The organism is Streptomyces sp. NPDC044033 (assembly GCF_056434425.1).
Genome location: NZ_JBWKFF010000035.1, coordinates 1 through 18,321 on the forward strand (window position 1 = coordinate 1; position 18,321 = coordinate 18,321).

The following is an 18,321-nucleotide window of genomic DNA, read 5'->3' on the forward strand; positions in this document are numbered from 1 at the left end:
ACCGCGATCTCCTTAGCCCAGCAACTGGCCGGCGTGGTGTTCGGGGGCACGGCGCCGGCCCTGGCCCAGGCCCTGGTAACGGTGGGGCACGGCTCGCTATGGCTGGTGGCGCTCTACCAAGCGTTTCTGGCCGTCCTGTCAGCCTCCTGCCTGCTGGCTCTGACGTCTGCCCACCCCACTACCACGGCGGCCGCACACCCCCGCCGGGAGGTGACCAATGCGCCAGAGTAGTTCCCTTGGGGCAACGTCATTGGCCGGACTAGACTTTCTCCCTCCTGGCAGACGCCGGGTTGGCTCCTGCCTCCGTTGGGAGACCTCTGCTGGGAAGGGCAAGAGATGCGCAGTAACGGATCGGCACGCAGCAAGGAAGACCGTCCGCTGCTCCTGCAACTTGAGCAGCGCCTCAACAGGCTGATCGAGACACTCTATCCCGACGAACGCACCCGTCCCGGTTACGCGCGGCTCGCCAAGGAAATCAGCGAGACGATCGGAGGCACTATCTCCGCCACCTACCTCTGGGAACTGGCCACCGGAAAGAAACGCAACCTCACGCTGGAACAGCTGGACATTCTAGCGCAGTTCTTCGGGGTGCCACCCGAATATTTCCTCAACGAGGAGGTATCGGAACGGGTCAATGCCCAGCTAATGCTGGCCACCGCGCTGCGCGACACCAAGATCCGCAGTCTGGCGCTGCGCGCCGAAGGACTCTCACCTGCCAGCCTGGACGCCCTACTCACTATGGTCGACGAGGCCCGCAAACTGCAACACCTCTCGGCGGTGAACCACCCGAATCCCCCCGCAGCCGGATCCCATGACTGAGGAAGCGTTCCCATCGGAATACCCGGTGGGCCGGGTCCATTGGTATGCCACTGGCATACCGGCTCGCACGCGGCCCGAAAGCAACCAGTCTTCTCTACAGCAGGCTATTGGAGACGCATGTCGAAAAAGTACGCTCGATTACATCAGCGTTGCCAGTCGGTTCTGGACAAATTCAGTGTGCCACACCCCTTTGCCATCGATACTTTGTGCCAGGAACTTTCCGCCCAGCGAAGACGTCCGTTGCATCTGCATCCGTTGCCGCAACAGGCCGCCCGGAACAACATCTGCGGCATGTGGCTCACCACCGAGACCGACGACCACATCTTTTTCGAGCAGCGCACCAGCCGCGTGCACCAGGAACACATCCTGCTGCACGAAATCTGGCACATGCTGTTTGACCACTGTGGCGCGGGCCTGAGCCGCGGCGAGGCTTCTCAGGCCCTTCTTCCCGACCTGAGCTCGCAGTTGGCGCAACGGCTGCTCGGCCGCACCAGTTACACCAACCGCCAGGAACGGGAGGCGGAGATGCTTGCCAGCCTGCTGCGCATCCGCGCTTCACCGACCGCCGCCAGAACTCCGCACAGCGTGCTGGGCCGACTGGAAGCTGCGTTGGGGACGTGTACCGCAGATGAACGCTGACCCCTCTAGCTTACTGTACTGGTTCAACTACATCTGTGTGGGCTGCCTATGGCTGGCTCTGGCACTACGTGCCTCCATCGCACTACGCACCCCTGAGCAGCGCGGACTGTGGTTGGCCGTGGCTACCGCTGCGGTGGCCATGATGCTCACGCTCCCTGCCGTGACCCAGCTCGCTCTCCAGGCCACTGGAGGGGTCCATGCCATTGCCCTGCCACGGAACCTGATCGGAGTGCTCGCGTCGGGTGCAGTGCTGCACTTCGTCTCGGCGGTCGTCGGCGTCCGCTTACGTCTGAGCGTGTGGTACGTGATGGGCCTGGCTATGGCGTCCCTGCTGGTCCTGGATTTCTTGGCTCCACCACACCAGGAACACGCCGTAACGGGCCACAGTGCGCCGACTCCCTCCACTGCCTATTGGCTCGTCTTGGTTCTGGTCCATCTCACCGCGGACATCTCATGCGTTTCCCTGTGCCACCAGTACAGCAGACGCACGGCCAACCCCGTCCTCAAGGCAAGCTTACGGATGTTCGGGATCGGCAGCGCGCTCACCTTCTTATTCTGGTCCTGCCAGCTCATCAGCCTGCTATTCCACACCGATCGGCTGCTGCCGTACCTCCCGTACGTCATGGACTTGCACGGTCTGCTACGCGCGATCGCCCTCCTACTGCCCTCGCTCTGGGCAATGCGGGGCGCCGCAACGGAGATCTGCACCATCTGGCACCTGTGGCCGCTGTGGCGCGACCTGGTACAGGCCGTGCCGCACGTCGTGTTTCTCAAACCCCGCCACCGACTACTCGAGATCGTGTGGCCGCACGCATCCTGGCAGCTGCTGGCCTACCGCAAAATCATCGAGACCCGGGATGCCATTCTCGTCCTCAACGACTATGCAGCCGCTGGTACGTGGGCTCGCGCGCGCCGCGATGTGGCCGCTGTGGGTGTCGCTCACGCCAAAGTCGATGCGACGGTGCTCGCGTGTGTAATGACAGGGGCACGCAGCGCCAAGCTCGCCCGCCTGCCTCAGCAGCAGTCCGTCGGCAGTCTCGTCAACTTCGACAAAGGTGACCTCGATAGCGAGAAGGCATTCCTCCTGGACGTGGCGCGAGCTTACGCTTCGGCCCCAGCCCGGAACTTCGCGATCCATCCGAACACATCCGACAGGAAGTGAATATTCATGACCACTATCTTGATCACTGGAGCGACTGCGGGAGTCATGGCGGGCAAGAGGCGGAAGTTTGACACGGAGTTCCGTGAGGGAGCCGTGCGGACTCGTCGCCGAGACCGGCAAGCCGATCGCGCAGGTCGCGAAGGACCTGGGGATCAAGGACAGGACGCTGGCCAGCTGGGTGTCCCGTGCCCACAGGGCCAGCGGGGCCGGGGCGGCCAGCGAGAGCGGGGAGCTCGCGCGGTTGCGAGGGGAGAACGCCCAGCTGAAGAAGGACAACAAGTAGCTGGCCATGGAGCGTGACGTGCTCAAACGTTGCATCGTCCACTGGGTGAAGTAGCTGGGGCGGACCCGGCGGCTCTCGTCGGGTGATCAGCGGCCAGAAGACCGTGCACCGTGTTCCGTACCGCACCTCCTGCCGGGCGCTCGGGGGGTCGGAAGCCTGGTTCTACACGTGGCGGCGCCGTCCGTTCCAGCCGACGCAACGCGAGATCAGGCGGGTCGGCCTGGCCGAGCGGGTCCGCTGTTTCTTCGACTACTCGAGCCAGACGTACGGCTCGCCGAGGATCACGCTGGACTTGTGCGAGGAGAGCTGGCAGGTGTCGCAGAACACCGTCGTCGACATCATGGCCGAGCTCGGCCTGCAGGGCCGCACGCCGCCTCGCCGACGCCGTTCACTGACCCATCCGGGCAAGCGGAAAGCGGCTCCTGTCCTGCGGCGCACGTTCGACGCCGTCGCGCCCGACGTGTTGTGGTGGGGCGACATGACGCAGATCGACTCCGGAGCATCTCCCCGGACCTCACAAGCAGGGCGCCCCAAGAAGCCGTTGACAATGGGGGGCCACGCCGCCGGCATCGAAATCCCCGGCGCCGAGCACGGCTGCCGCTGGGGCTCCGTCCCGGCCCAGCCTCTTTGTGGGGCCAGGGCCCCGCCAGCCCTGTGGAACGGGCCTGTCCGGTAGTCCGTTACAGGCGCGGGGTGCGCGCCTCGATCCGGTATTCGAAGGCGGCGCCGCTGACGCTGGCTGTGGTCACCCCGCCGTCGACGGTGAGGACGGCCCCGTTGACGTAGGACGCGGCGGGCGACAGCAGCCAGTTGATCGCCTCGGCGACCTCCTCCGGATCCCCCGGCCGCTCGGCGGGAGACAGCCGGGTCGCCTCCTCGTACGCCGCCTCGACGCCGCCCGCCAGCCCCGCCTCCGCCGCGAACCGCGCCATCCGCCGGTCGGCCATCTCCGTACGCACCCAACCCGGGCACACCGCGTTCGCCCGCAGCCCCTGCGGCCCGTAGTCGACGGCGAGGGAGCGGCAGAGGTGGAGCAGACCCGCCTTGGACGTCGCATAGCCAGCGTTGCCGACGCTGTTGAGGAGCGCGGCGACCGAGGCGACCGCGACCACCGCCCCGCGGGCCGCCAGCAGATGCGGCAGCGCGGCACGCAGCAGCAGGAACGGGCCGGTGAGGTTGGTCCGTATCAGCTCTTCCCAGTCCTCGACCGCGATGTCGCCGACCGCGCCGGCCCGCCCGATTCCGGCGTTGAGCACCACACCGTCGAGTCTCCCGTAGGCCGTCACCGTCGTCTCGACGAGCTCGCGCACGGCCTCGGGGTCGGCGGCGTCGGAAGGGTGGGCCAGTGCCCCGGTCTCCTCGGCCACCCGGCGCAGGGGCTCGGGCCGCCGCCCGGAGATCACGACCTGGTGCCCGGCGGTGCGCAGCAGCCGGGCGGTGGCGGCCCCGATTCCCGTTCCCCCGCCCGTCACCAGGACAACACGCTGCTTGGACATGGTCGTTCGCCTCCGAAGGTGGTCGGCTTCCGGTTCCCCGCACTGCGATCATACGAAGCGCCGGCATCGCCGGGCCGAGCGGGTGCCGCTGCCGTCGGCACGCGGCTGGGTGCGGGGCGAGGAACGACTGCGGCGAAGGGCAGCGGCGTACAAAGCGGGGAGTAATCGGTGGAACGGTGCGACGGTGTGACGGCGGAGGCTTGCGGCAGAAACACGCCGCATCGAGACGGTCCTGCTCCTGAACCCGGCACTCAGCACTGGTGGGAGGCAGGCCAACCACGCCAGCTCAGCTCGTGCTGCTTCTGGTGCTTCTTCACCCATCCCCGTTCACTTGTACGGGACACTCGTCGTCGATCTATGCGGCCGGTGCGAAGTTCGACGGGAAGCGCATGGTCTTCGGGTGGACGGCTGTTGTGCGCCGACACCAGGCATCAAAGGTTCGGGGCAGGTGGGCTGGCCGCAAGGATTCCGTCGGGGTGTTGGTCGATCCAGGAGAGGCCGCCGATGTCGAGGCGGTTGCGGGTCCGGGTGACGGCGACGTAGGCGAGCCGGGCTTCGGCGTCGTCAATCGGGCCCGGAATGGGCTGTCCGGAGTCGTCCTGTTGGTCGCTGTCGCGGGGCGGTGGGAAGTCGCCTGAGATCCGCACACTGGGCCATTCGCGGCCTTTGGCCTTGTGTGCGGTGGAGACGGTGACCTGGGCTTGATCTTCGTGGGTGAGTTGGTTGACCGCGGCGAGGATGGCGTCCGTGCCGTGTTTGTCGACGAGGTCGACCAGTGGTTGCAGATCGCGGCCTGCCGGGTCATGGCCGGCGTAGTCCTGCAGGTCGCCCCAGGAGGTGAAGAGGACGAGTTCAGGGTGGTGGGTGCGGCGGCCTTCCTTGAGATCGCGGGCTGCCAGGGCCAGAGCTCGGAGGCTCTCCCCTCCCCCGACCAAGGCGACACTGTGGTCGGCAGCCAGGAGTTGGACGACTTCGGTGATGGCGCCGACGTTGGTGCGGCACAGCACCGCGTCGGTCCGTGGGACGAGGCCGAGTTCGGTGAGGACTTGGTCGCTGCCTTGCAGGCGGATCGGTGCGTCGGCGATGGAGAGCCAGCGGTTGGCTTCGTGTGCGAGGCGGGGGCCGAAGCGGAAGGACTTCGACAGGGCCAGGGCGGTACCGTCGAAGCCGGTCATGACGTCTTTGGCGCCGCGCCATTGGTAGATGGCCTGGGCGGAGTCGCCGACCATGACCAGTTGGGCGTGGGAGCGCTGGTTGTTGAAGATCTGCTCGACGACGGGGTTGGTGTCCTGGGCCTCGTCCAGGAGGAGGAAGTCGGCTGCGATCTTCGGGTTCGTAAGGGACCAGATTTTGAGGTAGTGGTCGTGTTCGAAGCGGACCTTGCCGTCGTCGGGGTGCTGGAGGTCGGCCCATGCTTTGCAGGCGAACGGCGTGATGAGTTCGGCAAGTTGTTTGTGCAGGGATGGGTCTTCGAGGCCGCGGAGATGGGGGACGTGGTGGCGGTTGATGGTGGGGTCGGCGGAGTGGCAGAAGCGGGTGACGGTGCGCAGGGCGGCGTTGGACAGGGTGCGTTGTGATACGTCGCGTTCGCCGATGCGGATGGGTTTGGTGATATCGAGGTCTTGTCCGGTCTGCCAGGCGGGGCGGCGTGGGGCGTTCAGTCGGCTGGTGTAGCGGTGGCCGATGGCGGCGAAGGCCAGGGCGTGGGCGGTTTTGCAGGTGACGGTGGTGGGGAAGCGGGTGGCGGCGTCGCGGGCGATGGCCCGGTTGTAGGCGAGGTAGCGGCCGCGGCGTTGGGTGGAGTGGGCGAGCAGGGCGAGGGTGGTGGTCTTGCCTGTGCCCGCGCCTGCTTGGAGGGTGAGGTGGTCGCCAGCGTGGAAGGCATCGGCTGCTGCCGTCTGTTCGTCGGTCGGCTTCATGGCATCGGTTCCTCGGGGAGTCGGGTGAGTGCGTGCCCGACGGCGGACAGCAGGTGCGCGGGGGTGGTGTGGGCGAGCAGGTGGCGTACGGCACGGTCGAGGCGGTCGGCCTGCTGGTCGGCGCGTTCGGCCAGGGCACGGTGGAGGGCCAGCTGCACGAAGTGTTCCGGGGACTGGTCCGCGTGACGGGCGTGGGCCTTCAGGGCGGTGTAGGTGTGGGGTGCCAGGGCCAGGTTGAGCAGGACCTGGCCGCTCGCGTCGGGGTAGTGGGTGGTGATGACGTCGATGGGCAGGTGGGCGGGAAGGCGGTGGCACGGGCGGCGCACGGCTCGGCCGGGGGTCTTGGCGTCCACGATGGTCATCAGGCGGGTGGCGTTGCTGTTGGCCGCAAGTGGCCAGGCTCGGGCGGCATGGTGGAGTTCGGCCGTCTTCAGGGGCCGGGTCAGCGCGATTTCCAGGGCGTGGTGCGGCATTGTCACCCGTTGTGGGGGTGGTGGGCTGGTGGGTGGGGAAGGCGGGTGCGGATGTGTTCCGCGTGCAGGAGGGGGTCGAAGGGGTGCCATGCTGCGGGGGCGAGATCGGCGGCGCCGGGGGCGGCGGCGTGTGCGGGGCAGCGCTGGGTGCGCCAGCGCAGTTGCTCGCTGTAGGGGAGGTTGCTCAGGTCGTAGACGGCCATCAGGGTGTCGGGGAAGGTCAGTTGGCCGTGCTGGACTGTGGTGGGCAGCAGGCGGCTCCGACGGCCGGAGACATTCCTGTCACGTCGATTCGGCGCAGGGCCGCGAGTCCCTGCTCTTCCAGGCCACTGAGTTCGAGCTCGATGGCCGTGGAGGGCACGCCGTTCTCGTCCGTGGTCGTGTAGAAACCGGTCTCGGCTGCGACGTTCTTGACGTTGGCGAGGTGCTTCTTCGGCGGGCACCGGCGCTTCATCCTCACCATGCCGTCTCGCCCGAATCGTGCCAGGTAGCTCTGCGGCACATAGTGGTGAAGTGTCGGTGCAGACACGTGACCAAGCGTAAGCGCTCCCGCGTGGAGGTGCGGTGGCGGTTCGGCAGCGCATCCCTGAGGACGACTGGTGATGCAGTCTCCGTCGCGTCATCCCTCGCGGTCGCTGTCCTTCAGATTCCCGCCCCCTCAGGTGTCCCTTTGGGTCGCCCGATACTCCTCGTACTGATCCCAGGCACGGTCGAGCGTCTCAATTGCTGCCGGGATGGCGCCGCGCTCCTCAAGGTAGTCAAGCTGCCCCTGGAGCCCCCTGCGCGAGGGCCAGTTGGGATCAGAAGATGCATCCCGCGCAAGATCTCCGATGGCATTGCGCTGTTCGGCGTGGGTCTTCAACCACGAGGTGAAGGTCTTCGGCTTGGTCATGTCGGCATCCTTCCGCCGTTGTGTCTGAGCAAACCCAACATGGATTGTTCAGCAACGCAACGCGGGAGCGAGGCCGTGGCTGGCGTTCTTGCTGGCTCGATGCAGGTGCCTGCGCGAATCCGTATGACGGCCCAGGGGGCGGGCGTTGTTGTCGTGGCTGCAGTGAACTGACGGGACAGCCGGCGGCCCGTACATGCTCTTTACAGCAAACCCGGAGTGCTCTCACCATCAGGCCCAGGGGCGGTCGGCGGACGCCCGCCTGTCGACCTGGAGGGGGCCAGGATGGGTGTGTTGTGGACGCTGGAATCGGCAACAGCCGCCAAACACCGCCTGTACGAACGCTACTTGGACGCCTGGTGGCCCATCCTGCTGCAGACGTCCCAGCGCACCGGTTACGCCCGCCCCCGCGTCACACTCCCGGACGCTTTCGCCGGTCCCGGCCGCTACCAGGACGGCGAACCCGGCTCGCCCGTCTTCATCCTCGAGCGTCTGCTGAACCACAGCGCGGTCGACCGCATGCACCTCAGCCCCCAGCGCGTCCACCTTGTCTTCATCGAGAAGGACCCCGCCCGGCACAGGCACCTGCTGGGCGAACTCCAGGATCATTTCGGCCCGTTGCGCTCCCTGCCGGTCCACGTGGAGGTCCAGCGGGGCGAGGCCGGGACCGACAGCCTGCCCCTGCTGACCCGGCTGGGCGCCTGGGGCCACCCCATCCTCGGCATATTCGACAGCTGGGGCAGCGTCAATGTTCCGCTGACCGCGATGCGGCGCATCGCCCGCAATCCTTCCAGCGAGGTCGTCACCACCTTCGGTCCCAACTGGTTCAGCCGCCGCGAGAACCTCAACCCGGACGTCCTCGACACGGTCTTCGGCGGCCGGGCGTTCTGGACGCCCGCCGACGCCGAACTGCGCTCCGACGAGCGGTGGCGCGTGTGGCTGTCGACCTACCGGGATGCTCTGCGCCGGTCCGGCTTCCCCTACCAGCTGCAGTTCAAGCTCGTTCCGCGCACCGGACAGCCCCTTTACCTCGTCTTCGGGACCGGCAGCACGGCCGGGCTGCGGGCGATGAAGGACGCCATGTGGAAGGTCGACGACCGGGACGGCGAAAGCTTCCGCGATCCGCGTACGCGCGGGGCCGTCCCCGACGGCCAAATCGATCTGTTCCAAGGGTTGGGGCTTGCCGACGAAGAGCTTCTGGAACTGGTCGCGCAGCGCCTGTCGATGGGGCCGGCCGCGGTGGAGACGATCGGCGAGTGGCTGCTGGCCGAGACCGCGCGCTGGCTGCCCAAGCATGCGCTGCAGGCCATACGGGAGATGCGGCAGAAGGGCCGGGTGACCCAGCTCTCGAGCGGGAGACTCACGACCAAGAGTCAGGTCGGCCTGCCTGCCTGAAGCGACGCCCCTCCCCCGCTGCCCTGGCTGTTCAGGCGCAGATCACACGCGGACGCGATGCTCGGGGTATTCACGCACCTGCAGCGCTGCGGGGAACTGTGCGATCTCCTTGTACTGCTTGCCCCAGCAGGACCCGAGCTGCTTCACGAACGGGGCGCACCCACACTGCCGGGACCTGGCCACCACGTCCATAGCCCAGACCAGGTCCATCGGGCGGGCCCCCGGCCCGGATTCGCCGCCCACGATCACCCAGTCGATACCCGTCGGGTCCAGGCCGTCGAGCGGGCCGAGCAGGGGCTCGCACGACAAGAACCGCACCGCGGCCGGTACTTGGCGCAGGTCATCGATCCGGGGCAGTTCCTTCGCGCTCTCCACCGAGACCCCCATCCACAGGTTCGGCGGCCATTCCAGCCGGTCGGCGATCTGGCGCAGGCGCCGGGCCCGTTTGGTGAGGACCTGGTAGGTGTGCTGCGGCGTCTCGTGGATCACCTCGAAGACTTGTCGCACGTAGTCCAGCGGGACCCGGGCGTGGAACAGGTCGCTCATCGAGTTCACGAACACCGTGCGCGGGCTCCTCCACCCGTAGGGCACCCGCAGGGCCTGAGGGTGCACGGTCAGCCCGAAGCCCGGCCCTGACGTGCGCGGGTCGCCGTCGGCTTGGTACTTGGGCGAGCCCATCGCCTTCAGCCGCTTCGCCAGCGTCAGCGCGTAGCAGTGATCGCATCCGACGGAGACACGGTCGCAGCCCGTCGTCGGGTTCCACGTCGCCTCGGTCCACTCGATCGCGCTGCGGTCGCTCACTGGACGGCCCTCCACCCCCTCGAACCGCGCTTCACCCCGGCGGCCCGTTCGGCGCCGCTGCATCCCCCAACGACGTGTCGTCTCACCGGACACCGGCATCCAATCATTTGACTGCCGTCGTGGAGCCGCCAAACCAATAATAGAACCTGTGAACTATTTTGTGAGGTTGGCGGCCCCTTGGAGGCCGCGCGTCCCGCCAACAGCCGTTCCGAGGCGACTCATTGAGAGCGTGCCCGCCAGGCCGGAACCGGTGCCCGTCGTTTGCCGCCCGTCCGGCGCACACGCTGCGGGCGCGTGGCCGCGGACCGGTCATGCGCGCCGGGGACGGGAGGTCGCCTGGGCGTGGACGGCATGCCGGGCCAGGTGGGCGAGGACTGACTGGTGGGCCTCCCAGCCTTCGGGGGCCTTCGAGGTGACGCCGAGGTGCACGGGGTCGTTGGCGGGGTGGGCGTCGAGGAGTTCGGGGATTCCGGCGCGGGCGACGACGATGCAGGCGTGCCGGTGCCGTGAGGTGAGGACGCAAAGACGGCCGGCTTCCAGGTGGAAGGCTGAGGCGTCCCCGCGGCCGGAGAGCGGGTGCAGGACGATGGTGATGCGGAATTCGGACCCTTGAAGCCGGTTGGCGGTGTCGACCGTGATGCCCTGGAGTTCGGGGTACTCGCGTGCCAAAAGCGCGCGGATCCGGTGGGCCTGGATGCGGTGAGCGGTTCCGATGGCGATGTCGTGGGGCTGAAGGACGTGACCGTCGGGGGCCCTTTCGCACGTGGTGACGGTGCGCCGGACCAGCAGCCGCTCGGCGATAGCGAGGACGGAGTGGAGGGCTTCGGTGTCGACCCGGTGGGTGATGCGGGCCGGCAGCTCGAACAGTGCCCATCCGGTCCGGGCTGCCGTTTCGACGACTTCGTCGATGGGAGTGCCCATGCCGGTGGCCGAGAACCTGAGCGTCCTGTCGGCTTCGCCGCTTCCGGCCCGGAAGGGGGTGGAGTAGAAGGCGTCGCTGATCAGGGGGACGGCCGCGGCCGGCAGCCGCCAGGACACGGGCAGGCAGTGGACGGGTAGGTCCGGGTTGTTGTCGAGCAGGACGGTGGCCGCGCTGTCCAGGGGGTCGTGGGGCCCTTTCGAGCGAGGGAGGTCGGCCGTGGAGAAGGGGTCGAGTTGCCCGGGGTCTCCGACGAAGAGGATCTGGTCGGCGAGGTGAGCGGTCCGCAGGAGCACGTCGGAGCGCATCTGGTAGGCCTCGTCGATGACCGCCCAGGGCCACCTGCGGCCTGTGACCGTGGCCCATTTCATGGCGGTCCCCACGATGACGTGAGCTGACTTTTCGAGGTCCTGGATACGGGTGCCTGTACGGACGTCGGGGTGTGCCTGCAGGTCGGCGGAGAGGGTGTGTTCCGCCGAGGTGAACCGGCCGATTTTCAGGCCGGGGCGGTCGCGGGTGAAGCGCCGGACCAGGTGGTCCACCTGGCTGTTGGTCTGGGCCATGACGACGCAGGGGGTGCCGGATTGCGCGAGCGTGCCGGCGGCCTGGACGACCAGGGTGGATTTTCCCGGCGCCGGGCGGGGCGTCCACGACGAGTCCGCGGTGGGGTGAGCGCGTGCAGTTCGTTCAGGATGGCGCGGGTGGCCTGCTCCGTCTGCTCCTGCGGCGACGGCCGGTGAAGGGATGTCACTGTCCGGCCTCGTCTTCGCCGCGGTCGTCCGTGTGGTCGCGCGGCGGCCCTCCATGGGTCCAGGGCGTGTGCTCTCGCGCAGGCAGTTCCGGCATCTGGTAGTGGTCTTGCGCCTGGGTGAGGACGAGGAAGTCGCCTGCTGTGGACAGGACGGCATGGGTGGGACTGATGACGCGGCCCATGCCGGCCGTGATCTCGAGTTCGACGAGCGTGGCGTCGTCTTCGTAGGTGACCTCGCAGAGCCTGTAACGGGCGTTGCGGTGCAGGTGTGAGGCCAGGAGCTGGCCGGGTTCCATGTGTACGGGGTCTGTGGTGGACAGGGTGAACCGGGGTCGCCATCGTGCGCGACCGGTGGGGCCGTGGACGATGCGCTCGGGGTCGATCGCGGTGACGGTGCCGCCGAAGGCCTCACCGGTGGTGCGCAGTTCGGCCCGTACGAAGGGGTCGTCGGCTGCGCGTTCGGCGGCGAAGGCGGCGGCCGTGCGTTCCCTGTGGGCCAGGCGGACGGCGGCGGCGACGGCTTGCTCGCGGGCCGGGCGGGGGCGCCCGTCGTGGGTCAGGTGGCGAGCGGCCATCGTCCGGTAATTGACGCTCATTTCCCCGCCAGAACGGGAGCATGTGCAGTGCGGTTCAATCTGATCGGGCCATTCGAGATCATCACGGATGACGGCCGGAGATACGCGCCCAAAGCGCCGAAGATCTCGCAACTGGTCGCTTTGCTGGCGCTCAGGCCCCGGGAGGCGGTGGCGACGGACACGATCATCCGGGAACTGTGGGGAGAGAGCCCGGCAGGGGGCGCGCTGCGGACATTGCAGACGCATGTGTATCACGCGCGCAAGATGTTCAACGATGAGCGGATAACGGCCGATGACCGGCGCATTGTGGTGACCGATCCGCCCGGCTACCGCGTTGAGGTGGCGGACGACGAGGTCGATGTGATGGATCTGGAGCGGCTGGTGCAGCGGGCTCAGCGGGAGTTCACCGCGGGGGCGCTCGATGAGGCCGCTGAACTGATCGGCCGTGCCCTGGAGTTGTGGCGCGGGCCGATTTTGAGCAATGTTCCGGCCGGCAGTGTGCTCGCCGGGCGGATCGGCCGGGTGGAGGAATGGCGGATCCGCGCGCTGGAGCTGCGGATCGAGATCATGAACCGGCTCGGCAGGTATCAGGAATGCCTTCCGGAGCTGCGCACACTGGTCGCGGACTACCCGCTTCACGAGTGGTTTCACGGTCAGCTCATCGTGGCGCTGCACCGTTCGGGCCGCCGGAGCGAGGCGCTGCAGGCGTATCAATACCTTTACAGCATCCTCAAGCGGGAGCTGGGCCTGGAGCCTTCGGCCGATCTGCAGCGACTCCAGGCCGATATCCTCGGAACGGCCCATTCCGGGGCCCTGGCTGGGGCTGAACTGGCACTGCAGCCGGCGGTTTCCGAACTCCGATGACGATGGGGAGGTGCCGGGGGTCACGTCACCGCGGACGGGATGAGGGCGCGGTGAGCGCGGTGCCGGGGCGGCTTTCCGGAGCGTCCGTCAGCTGACCAGGCCGTCCAGGTGCGGCAGGTGGTGGTCCAGGCGCTCACGCTTGGCCAGCAGGTAGCGGAGGTTCTCCTCGTTGGGAGTCGCCAGCAGCGGTACCCGTGCGGTGATGGTGATGCCGTTCTCCTCCAACGCGGCCCACTTTCTGGGGTTGTTGGACAGCAGCCGGACGGAATGTACGCCAAGATCGTGCAGGATTTCGGCGGCGAGGCCGAAGTCGCGGGCGTCGACGGGAAGTCCCAGTGCCAGGTTCGCCTCGACGGTGTCGAGCCCCTCGGTCTGGAGTTTCAGCGCCTTCAGTTTCGCGAGCAGACCGATCCCGCGCCCTTCGTGGCCCTGAATGTAGACGAGAATTCCGGCCCCTTCGGCGACGATGGCCCGAAGTGCCGCCGATAGCTGGTCGCCGCACTCGCAGTGCTTGGACGCGAAGACGTCGCCGGTCAGGCACTCCGAATGCACCCGGGTCAGCATGGCGCTCTCCGTCACAGCGCCATGGACCAGTGCGATTTGCTCATGCCCGGACTGGTGGTCCAGATAGCCAACGGCCAGAAAATCTCCGTATTCAGTGGGCAGTCGGACGTCCACCACTCTCTCAACCAGGGGCTTTTGAGAGGCGGCGTTTAATGCGAGATCTTGGTCTGCCATGCGCCTGATCGTACCGCGCAGGTGGCCATTCACCACTGTGTCCGTGTTTGCCGGGCCGCGCCCAGGCGCTCAACAGCGGGCGGTGCGCGCGGGGCTCGCACTGGTCACCGCAGTGGCTTCCGCGGCCGCCGGCGAAGTAGTGCTGCCCAGCGCGGGCTTCGGCGCATCCGCCTTCTCGGGCCGCTTCAGTGGGCGGCGTCGGATTCGGTGCGGCACGGTGTCGCCGCCGTCCGCCGCGGCTGCCGGCCCGCCCGGACCCGGCTCGCAGCGCCGTCGTCTTGGCGCGCGGCGGGCCGTGCGCGCCACAGCCACCCGCTGTCGCGCCCGAAGGACCACACCAGCAGGGCCAGGGACACGGCAACGGCGACGGCCGCGACCGTACGCGGAAAGACCCCGGACCCGGCGGCCACCAAAACGATTCCCTGCACGGCGGCCACGGTCTTGCGGGCGTAGCTCGCGGGCAGCGGCGCACGCAGCCAGGTCAGCCACCAGCTCAGCGCGGCGAACAGGTAACGCATGAGGCCGATGGCCAGCACCCACGCGCCGTGGAAGGAGGCGACGTACACGCTCAGGACGAGGATGAGGAACGCGTCGATCTCCATGTCGAAGCGCGCTCCGAGCGAGGAGGCCGTGCCGGTGCGGCGGGCGACCTGGCCGTCGACGGCGTCCAGGATCAGTGCCGGGGCGGCCAGGGCCACGACGGCGGCGGCGGGCGCCTGCGGCCCGGCGTCCGCCACCAGCGCCGTCACGCCTGCGGCGAGGGTGGCCCGCAGGGCGGTGACGCGGTCGGCGGGGCCCAGCGAGCGGGCCCCGGACCGGCGCAGTGCGTGCCGCGGCACGGCCCAGACGACCACACCCGAGGCCGTCCCGGCCAGCCAGCCCACGGGCCCCAGGCCCGCGGTGGCCCACAGCACGGCCAGCAGGGCGAGCTGGCCGGCCATGCCCGCTGTCACCTGCCGGTCCAACGTGCCTGTGCCGCGCTTTTCTTGCGTGACCACCTGGCCTCCCATGGCAGTGCGGAGCCTCATAGAACTGCTTATGGTACGTGTGGCTGCCAATGAAAGAGTCATCGGCCGGCGGTCCGTCCGTCAGCGGTCCGTCGTCCGGTAACTCAATGTCCGACTGCTCAGCCCGTGTTGAGCCCGAAGTTGTGGAGGACCCCGAATATGGAGCGCGCGGCTCGCGCCTTTTGGCTGTGCTCGCCCGGCCACGGAGAGATCCGGCCGGTTCCTCTTTCGCCGCCCGGTGCGGACGAGTTGATGATTCGCACGCTGTATTCCGGTGTGAGCCGGGGTACCGAAACACTCGTCTTCGGCGGCCGGGTGCCCGGCAGTCAGCGTACGGCGATGCGGGCGCCCTTTCAGGAGGGCGAGTTTCCCGGGCCGTTGAAGTACGGATACCTCAATGTCGGAGTGGTGGAGATGGGGCCGCCCGCACTGCTGGGGCACACGGTCTTCTGCCTGTATCCGCACCAGACCCGCTTCGTCGTCCCGGCCCACGCCGTGACCCCCGTGCCCAGCGCGGTACCGCCGGGGCGGGCGGTGCTGGCCGGGACGGTGGAGACGGCGGTGAACGCACTGTGGGACGCGGCACCGCTGATCGGTGACCGGATCGCGGTGGTGGGTGCCGGTATGGTCGGCTGCAGTGTCGCCGCCCTGCTCGCCCGCTTCCCCGGCGTCCGCCTGCAGCTGGTGGACGCCGATCCGGCGCGGGCCGCCGTCGCCGAGGCGTTCGGCGTGGAATTCGCCACCCCCGGCGAGGCGGCGGGCGACTGTGATCTGATCGTGCACGCCAGCTCCACCGAGGCCGGGCTCGTCCGGTCCCTCGAACTGCTCGCCCCCGAAGGGGAGCTCGTCGAGCTGAGCTGGTACGGCGACCGGAAGGTCAGCCTGCCGCTGGGCGAGGCGTTCCACTCCCGGCGGCTGGTGCTGCGCAGCAGCCAGGTCGGGGCGGTGGCGCCCGCGCGGCAGACCCGGCGCACGGTCGCGGACCGGCTCGCGCTGGCCCTGGACCTGCTCGCCGACCCGGCGTTCGACGCCCTGATCACCGGCGAGTCCGGCTTCGAGGAGCTGCCCGGTGTCATGCCCCGTATCACCAGCGGTGATCTGCCCGCCCTGTGTCATCGCATCACGTACGGCCCCGCCGCGGGCGAGAAGGCGCCGGCGGCCGCGAGTTCCGGAGAGTGACCTTGTTCAGCATCACCGTTCGCGACCATATGATGGTCGCCCACAGCTTCCGCGGCGACACCTTCGGACCCGCGCAGCGGCTGCACGGCGCGACGTTCATGGTGGATGTGACGTTCCGCCGCGCCGAGCTGGACGCCGACAACATCGTCGTCGACATCGGGCGGGCCACCGTCGAGCTGGGCACCGTGCTCGACGAACTCAACTACCGCAATCTGGACGACGATCCCGCCTTCGCCGGGGTGAACACCACAACGGAGTTCCTGGCGAAGGTCGTCGCCGACCGGATGGCGGACCGGGTGCGGGTGGGCGCGCTGGGCGACGACGCGCTCGGCCTGGACGCCATCTCGGTGGCGCTGCACGAATCGCACGTCGCCTGGGCGACCTACGAGCGCGCCCTGTGAGCCTGGCCGCGATGCCCCCGGCGGCCGACGGCATCGTCCATGTGGTGCTGCCGGGCGGCGTCGACGACCCGGCGGCGCCCAGCGGCGGCAACGCGTACGACCGCCGGGTGTGCCAGGGCCTGGCGGCGGCGGGCTTCAAGGTACGCGAGCTGCCCGTCGCGGGGGCCTGGCCCCGGCCAGGCGCGGCGGTATCCGCCCAGCTGGAGCACTTGCTGGGCCAGTTGCCCGACGGCTCGCTCGCCCTGCTGGACGGGCTGGTGGCGTGCGGCCTGCCCGAGGCCGTGGTGCCGCACGCACGTCGGCTGCGGCTGGCGGTACTGGTGCATCTGCCGCTGGCCGACGAGACGGGGCCCACGCCGCACGTGGCGGCCGAGTTGGAGCGGCGCGAGGGAGAGGTGCTGCGGGCCGCGGGCGCGGTCGTGGCGACGAGCTGGTGGGCGGCACGGCAACTGGCCGGGCGGCACGGCCTGGACGCCGGGCGGGTGCACGTCGCCGCGCCGGGTACGGACCCCGCGCCGCCCGCACCCGGCACCGACGGCGCCGCACGGCTGCTGTGTGTCGCCTCGGTCACCCCCCGCAAGGGGCAAGACCTCCTCGTCGAGGCTCTGGCCTCCCTCGCCGAACCGCGGCCGAGCTGCGATTTCGTGGGGCCGCTGCACCTGGACCCGGCGTACACCGCGCGGCTGCGCGAGCGGATCGAGCGGCACGGCCTTGGCGAGCGGGTCCGCCTGGCCGGGGCGCACACAGGGCAGGCGCTGGCCGAGACGTACGCCGCCGCCGATCTGTTCGTCCTGGCGTCCCGGGCCGAGACCTACGGCATGGTGGTGACCGAGGCCCTGGCGCGCGGAATACCCGTGCTGGCCACGGCCGTTGGCGCGGTTCCCGACACACTCGGCCGGGCCCCCGACGGCGGGGTGCCGGGCCTCCTGGTGCCGCCAGAAGACCCGCGCGCCCTGGCGGACGCGCTGCGCCGCTGGCTCACCGACGCCGCGCTGCGTGACCGCCTGAGGTCCCGTGCGCACAGCCGCCGGGCCGGGCTGGAAGGATGGCAGGAGACCACACGAGAGCTTGCGGGGGCACTCGGAAAACTTGCGTACGAGCCCCGGAGGGCTTCTTGAACACCCCTGACTCTTCCGCCGATTCGCCCGTTGACTCCCCCGTCGGTTCCCCCCGGTTCCCCTCGCGGTGGCTGGCGTTGCGCGAGAGCGCCGACGCCGCGGCACGGTCCGTCGCGCCGCTGGAGCCGCTGCGCACGTATCTGGAGCGGATACGGCCGGTCGGCACCCCTCTTCTCGTCCGTGATCTGGGCTGCGGCACCGGCTCGATGGGCCGCTGGCTCGCCCCCCGGCTCGACGGGCCGCAGCACTGGATGGTGTGCGACCGCGACGAAGAGCTGCTGGCCCTGGCCGCATCCGGCCTGCCGCGCACCGGTGCCGACGGCCGCCCGGTGACGGCCCGGGCCGAGCGGCGGGACGTCACCCGCCTGAACTCCGCCGATCTGGCGGGCACTTCGCTGGTGACCGCCTCGGCGCTGCTGGACCTTCTCACGCACGACGACGTGCGCCGCCTCGCGGCGGTGTGCACCGAGGCCGGCTGCCCGGCGCTGTTGGCGCTGTCCGTCGTCGGGCAGGTCGCCCTCGATCCGGCCGACCCGCTGGACGCGGAGTTCGCGGCCGCCTTCAACGCCCATCAGCGGCGTGCCGACGGCGGCCGGTACCTGCTGGGCCCAGACGCCGTCGCCGTGGCCACGGCCGAGTTCGAGCGGTGCGGCGCGGTGGTGTCCTCGTATGCGAGCCCGTGGCGGCTGGGCGCGAAGGAGGCGCCGCTGGCCGAGGACTGGCTGCGCGGCTGGGTCGCCGCGGCCCTGACGCAGCGGCCGGAGCTGGCGGCGCACGCCGACGCCTATCTGGAGCGGCGCATCAAGGCGTGCCGGGCGGGCGCGCTGCGTGTCACGGTCGGGCACCGCGATCTGCTGGTGCTGCCGGGCACGGCGGGGGGTACACCGGTATGA

The 18,321-nt window shown here is 69.2% G+C and carries 23 protein-coding genes; 12 read left to right on the forward strand and 11 right to left on the reverse strand.

What is annotated here, in order from left to right; genetic code table 11:
* The 6 genes from AC07AB_RS37425 to AC07AB_RS37450 all read left to right on the forward strand — a co-directional run.
* Positions 1-231, forward strand: a 231-nt coding sequence (locus AC07AB_RS37425) for a hypothetical protein (RefSeq protein WP_478576533.1), incomplete at its 5' end; no start/stop codon positions are given.
* A gap of 105 nt (positions 232-336) precedes the next feature.
* A complete protein-coding gene (locus AC07AB_RS37430; protein ID WP_478576535.1) occupies positions 337-819 on the forward strand; it encodes a hypothetical protein in 483 nt (160 codons plus the stop codon).
* A gap of 117 nt (positions 820-936) precedes the next feature.
* Positions 937-1,458: a hypothetical protein gene (locus AC07AB_RS37435; RefSeq protein ID WP_478576536.1), complete on the forward strand. Its 522-nt coding sequence runs from the start codon at positions 937-939 to the stop codon at positions 1,456-1,458.
* Positions 1,448-2,620 (forward strand): MAB_1171c family putative transporter, encoded by a 1,173-nt coding sequence (locus AC07AB_RS37440; protein ID WP_478576537.1) that lies wholly within the window; start codon positions 1,448-1,450, stop codon positions 2,618-2,620. Before AC07AB_RS37435 ends, AC07AB_RS37440 begins: the two co-directional genes overlap by 11 nt.
* Before the next feature lie 82 nt (positions 2,621-2,702).
* Complete coding sequence (locus tag AC07AB_RS37445; protein WP_478576538.1) at positions 2,703-2,903, forward strand: transposase; 201 nt, start codon at positions 2,703-2,705, stop codon at positions 2,901-2,903.
* A gap of 82 nt (positions 2,904-2,985) precedes the next feature.
* Entirely contained in the window at positions 2,986-3,579 is a 594-nt protein-coding gene (locus AC07AB_RS37450; protein ID WP_478576540.1) for an IS3 family transposase, read from the forward strand.
* A 4-nt stretch (positions 3,580-3,583) separates the two neighbouring features.
* Here AC07AB_RS37450 and AC07AB_RS37455 read toward each other — a convergent pair whose 3' ends face one another.
* The 6 genes from AC07AB_RS37455 to AC07AB_RS37480 all read right to left on the reverse strand — a co-directional run bounded on the left by AC07AB_RS37455 (position 3,584) and on the right by AC07AB_RS37480 (position 7,683).
* Complete coding sequence (locus AC07AB_RS37455; protein ID WP_478576541.1) at positions 3,584-4,399, reverse strand: SDR family NAD(P)-dependent oxidoreductase; 816 nt, start codon at positions 4,397-4,399, stop codon at positions 3,584-3,586.
* Positions 4,400-4,830: 431 nt separating this feature from the next.
* Entirely contained in the window at positions 4,831-6,318 is a 1,488-nt protein-coding gene (locus AC07AB_RS37460) for a UvrD-helicase domain-containing protein (protein WP_478576542.1), read from the reverse strand.
* Positions 6,315-6,791 carry a hypothetical protein gene (locus AC07AB_RS37465; RefSeq protein WP_478576543.1) on the reverse strand — a complete coding sequence of 159 codons (477 nt, stop codon included), beginning with the start codon at positions 6,789-6,791 and terminating at the stop codon, positions 6,315-6,317. Before AC07AB_RS37465 ends, AC07AB_RS37460 begins: the two co-directional genes overlap by 4 nt.
* A gap of 2 nt (positions 6,792-6,793) precedes the next feature.
* A complete protein-coding gene (locus AC07AB_RS37470) occupies positions 6,794-6,994 on the reverse strand; it encodes a hypothetical protein (protein ID WP_478576544.1) in 201 nt (66 codons plus the stop codon).
* 17 nt (positions 6,995-7,011) lie between these two features.
* Positions 7,012-7,320 carry a DUF4238 domain-containing protein gene (locus tag AC07AB_RS37475; RefSeq protein WP_478576545.1) on the reverse strand — a complete coding sequence of 103 codons (309 nt, stop codon included), beginning with the start codon at positions 7,318-7,320 and terminating at the stop codon, positions 7,012-7,014.
* A gap of 129 nt (positions 7,321-7,449) precedes the next feature.
* A complete protein-coding gene (locus AC07AB_RS37480) occupies positions 7,450-7,683 on the reverse strand; it encodes a YozE family protein (RefSeq protein WP_478576547.1) in 234 nt (77 codons plus the stop codon).
* Between the two features lie 282 nt (positions 7,684-7,965).
* On the opposite strand from AC07AB_RS37480, the gene AC07AB_RS37485 reads away from it, so the two are divergent.
* The gene (locus AC07AB_RS37485; RefSeq protein WP_478576548.1) at positions 7,966-9,075 is read left to right on the forward strand and encodes a three-Cys-motif partner protein TcmP; all 1,110 of its coding nucleotides are present in this window, start codon (positions 7,966-7,968) and stop codon (positions 9,073-9,075) included.
* Positions 9,076-9,117: 42 nt separating this feature from the next.
* On the opposite strand, the gene AC07AB_RS37490 is transcribed toward AC07AB_RS37485, so the two are convergent.
* The 3 genes from AC07AB_RS37490 to AC07AB_RS37500 all read right to left on the reverse strand — a co-directional run bounded on the left by AC07AB_RS37490 (position 9,118) and on the right by AC07AB_RS37500 (position 12,142).
* On the reverse strand, positions 9,118-9,876 hold the full coding sequence (locus tag AC07AB_RS37490; RefSeq protein ID WP_478576549.1) for a DUF5131 family protein: 759 nt from the start codon (positions 9,874-9,876) through the stop codon (positions 9,118-9,120).
* Between the two features lie 309 nt (positions 9,877-10,185).
* Positions 10,186-11,358, reverse strand: coding sequence for an AAA domain-containing protein (locus tag AC07AB_RS37495; protein ID WP_478576551.1), 1,173 nt, complete (start codon positions 11,356-11,358; stop codon positions 10,186-10,188).
* Positions 11,359-11,542: 184 nt separating this feature from the next.
* Positions 11,543-12,142 carry a hypothetical protein gene (locus AC07AB_RS37500; RefSeq protein ID WP_478576553.1) on the reverse strand — a complete coding sequence of 200 codons (600 nt, stop codon included), beginning with the start codon at positions 12,140-12,142 and terminating at the stop codon, positions 11,543-11,545.
* A gap of 27 nt (positions 12,143-12,169) precedes the next feature.
* Between AC07AB_RS37500 and AC07AB_RS37505 the strand changes: the two genes are divergently transcribed.
* Positions 12,170-12,985: an AfsR/SARP family transcriptional regulator gene (locus AC07AB_RS37505; RefSeq protein ID WP_478576555.1), complete on the forward strand. Its 816-nt coding sequence runs from the start codon at positions 12,170-12,172 to the stop codon at positions 12,983-12,985.
* A gap of 87 nt (positions 12,986-13,072) precedes the next feature.
* Here the strand turns inward: AC07AB_RS37505 and ribA are convergent, their stop codons facing one another.
* Positions 13,073-13,723, reverse strand: coding sequence for a GTP cyclohydrolase II (gene ribA, locus AC07AB_RS37510; RefSeq protein ID WP_478576557.1), 651 nt, complete (start codon positions 13,721-13,723; stop codon positions 13,073-13,075).
* Positions 13,724-13,908: 185 nt separating this feature from the next.
* Complete coding sequence (locus tag AC07AB_RS37515; RefSeq protein ID WP_478576603.1) at positions 13,909-14,664, reverse strand: CDP-alcohol phosphatidyltransferase family protein; 756 nt, start codon at positions 14,662-14,664, stop codon at positions 13,909-13,911.
* Positions 14,665-14,889: 225 nt separating this feature from the next.
* Between AC07AB_RS37515 and AC07AB_RS37520 the strand changes: the two genes are divergently transcribed.
* From AC07AB_RS37520 to AC07AB_RS37535, 4 genes are all read left to right on the forward strand, one after another.
* Positions 14,890-15,909 carry a zinc-dependent alcohol dehydrogenase gene (locus tag AC07AB_RS37520; protein WP_478576559.1) on the forward strand — a complete coding sequence of 340 codons (1,020 nt, stop codon included), beginning with the start codon at positions 14,890-14,892 and terminating at the stop codon, positions 15,907-15,909.
* Between the two features lie 2 nt (positions 15,910-15,911).
* Complete coding sequence (locus AC07AB_RS37525) at positions 15,912-16,310, forward strand: 6-pyruvoyl trahydropterin synthase family protein (RefSeq protein WP_478576561.1); 399 nt, start codon at positions 15,912-15,914, stop codon at positions 16,308-16,310.
* An 11-nt stretch (positions 16,311-16,321) separates the two neighbouring features.
* The gene (locus AC07AB_RS37530) at positions 16,322-17,428 is read left to right on the forward strand and encodes a glycosyltransferase family 4 protein (RefSeq protein ID WP_478576563.1); all 1,107 of its coding nucleotides are present in this window, start codon (positions 16,322-16,324) and stop codon (positions 17,426-17,428) included.
* 77 nt (positions 17,429-17,505) lie between these two features.
* A complete protein-coding gene (locus AC07AB_RS37535) occupies positions 17,506-18,321 on the forward strand; it encodes a class I SAM-dependent methyltransferase (RefSeq protein WP_478576565.1) in 816 nt (271 codons plus the stop codon).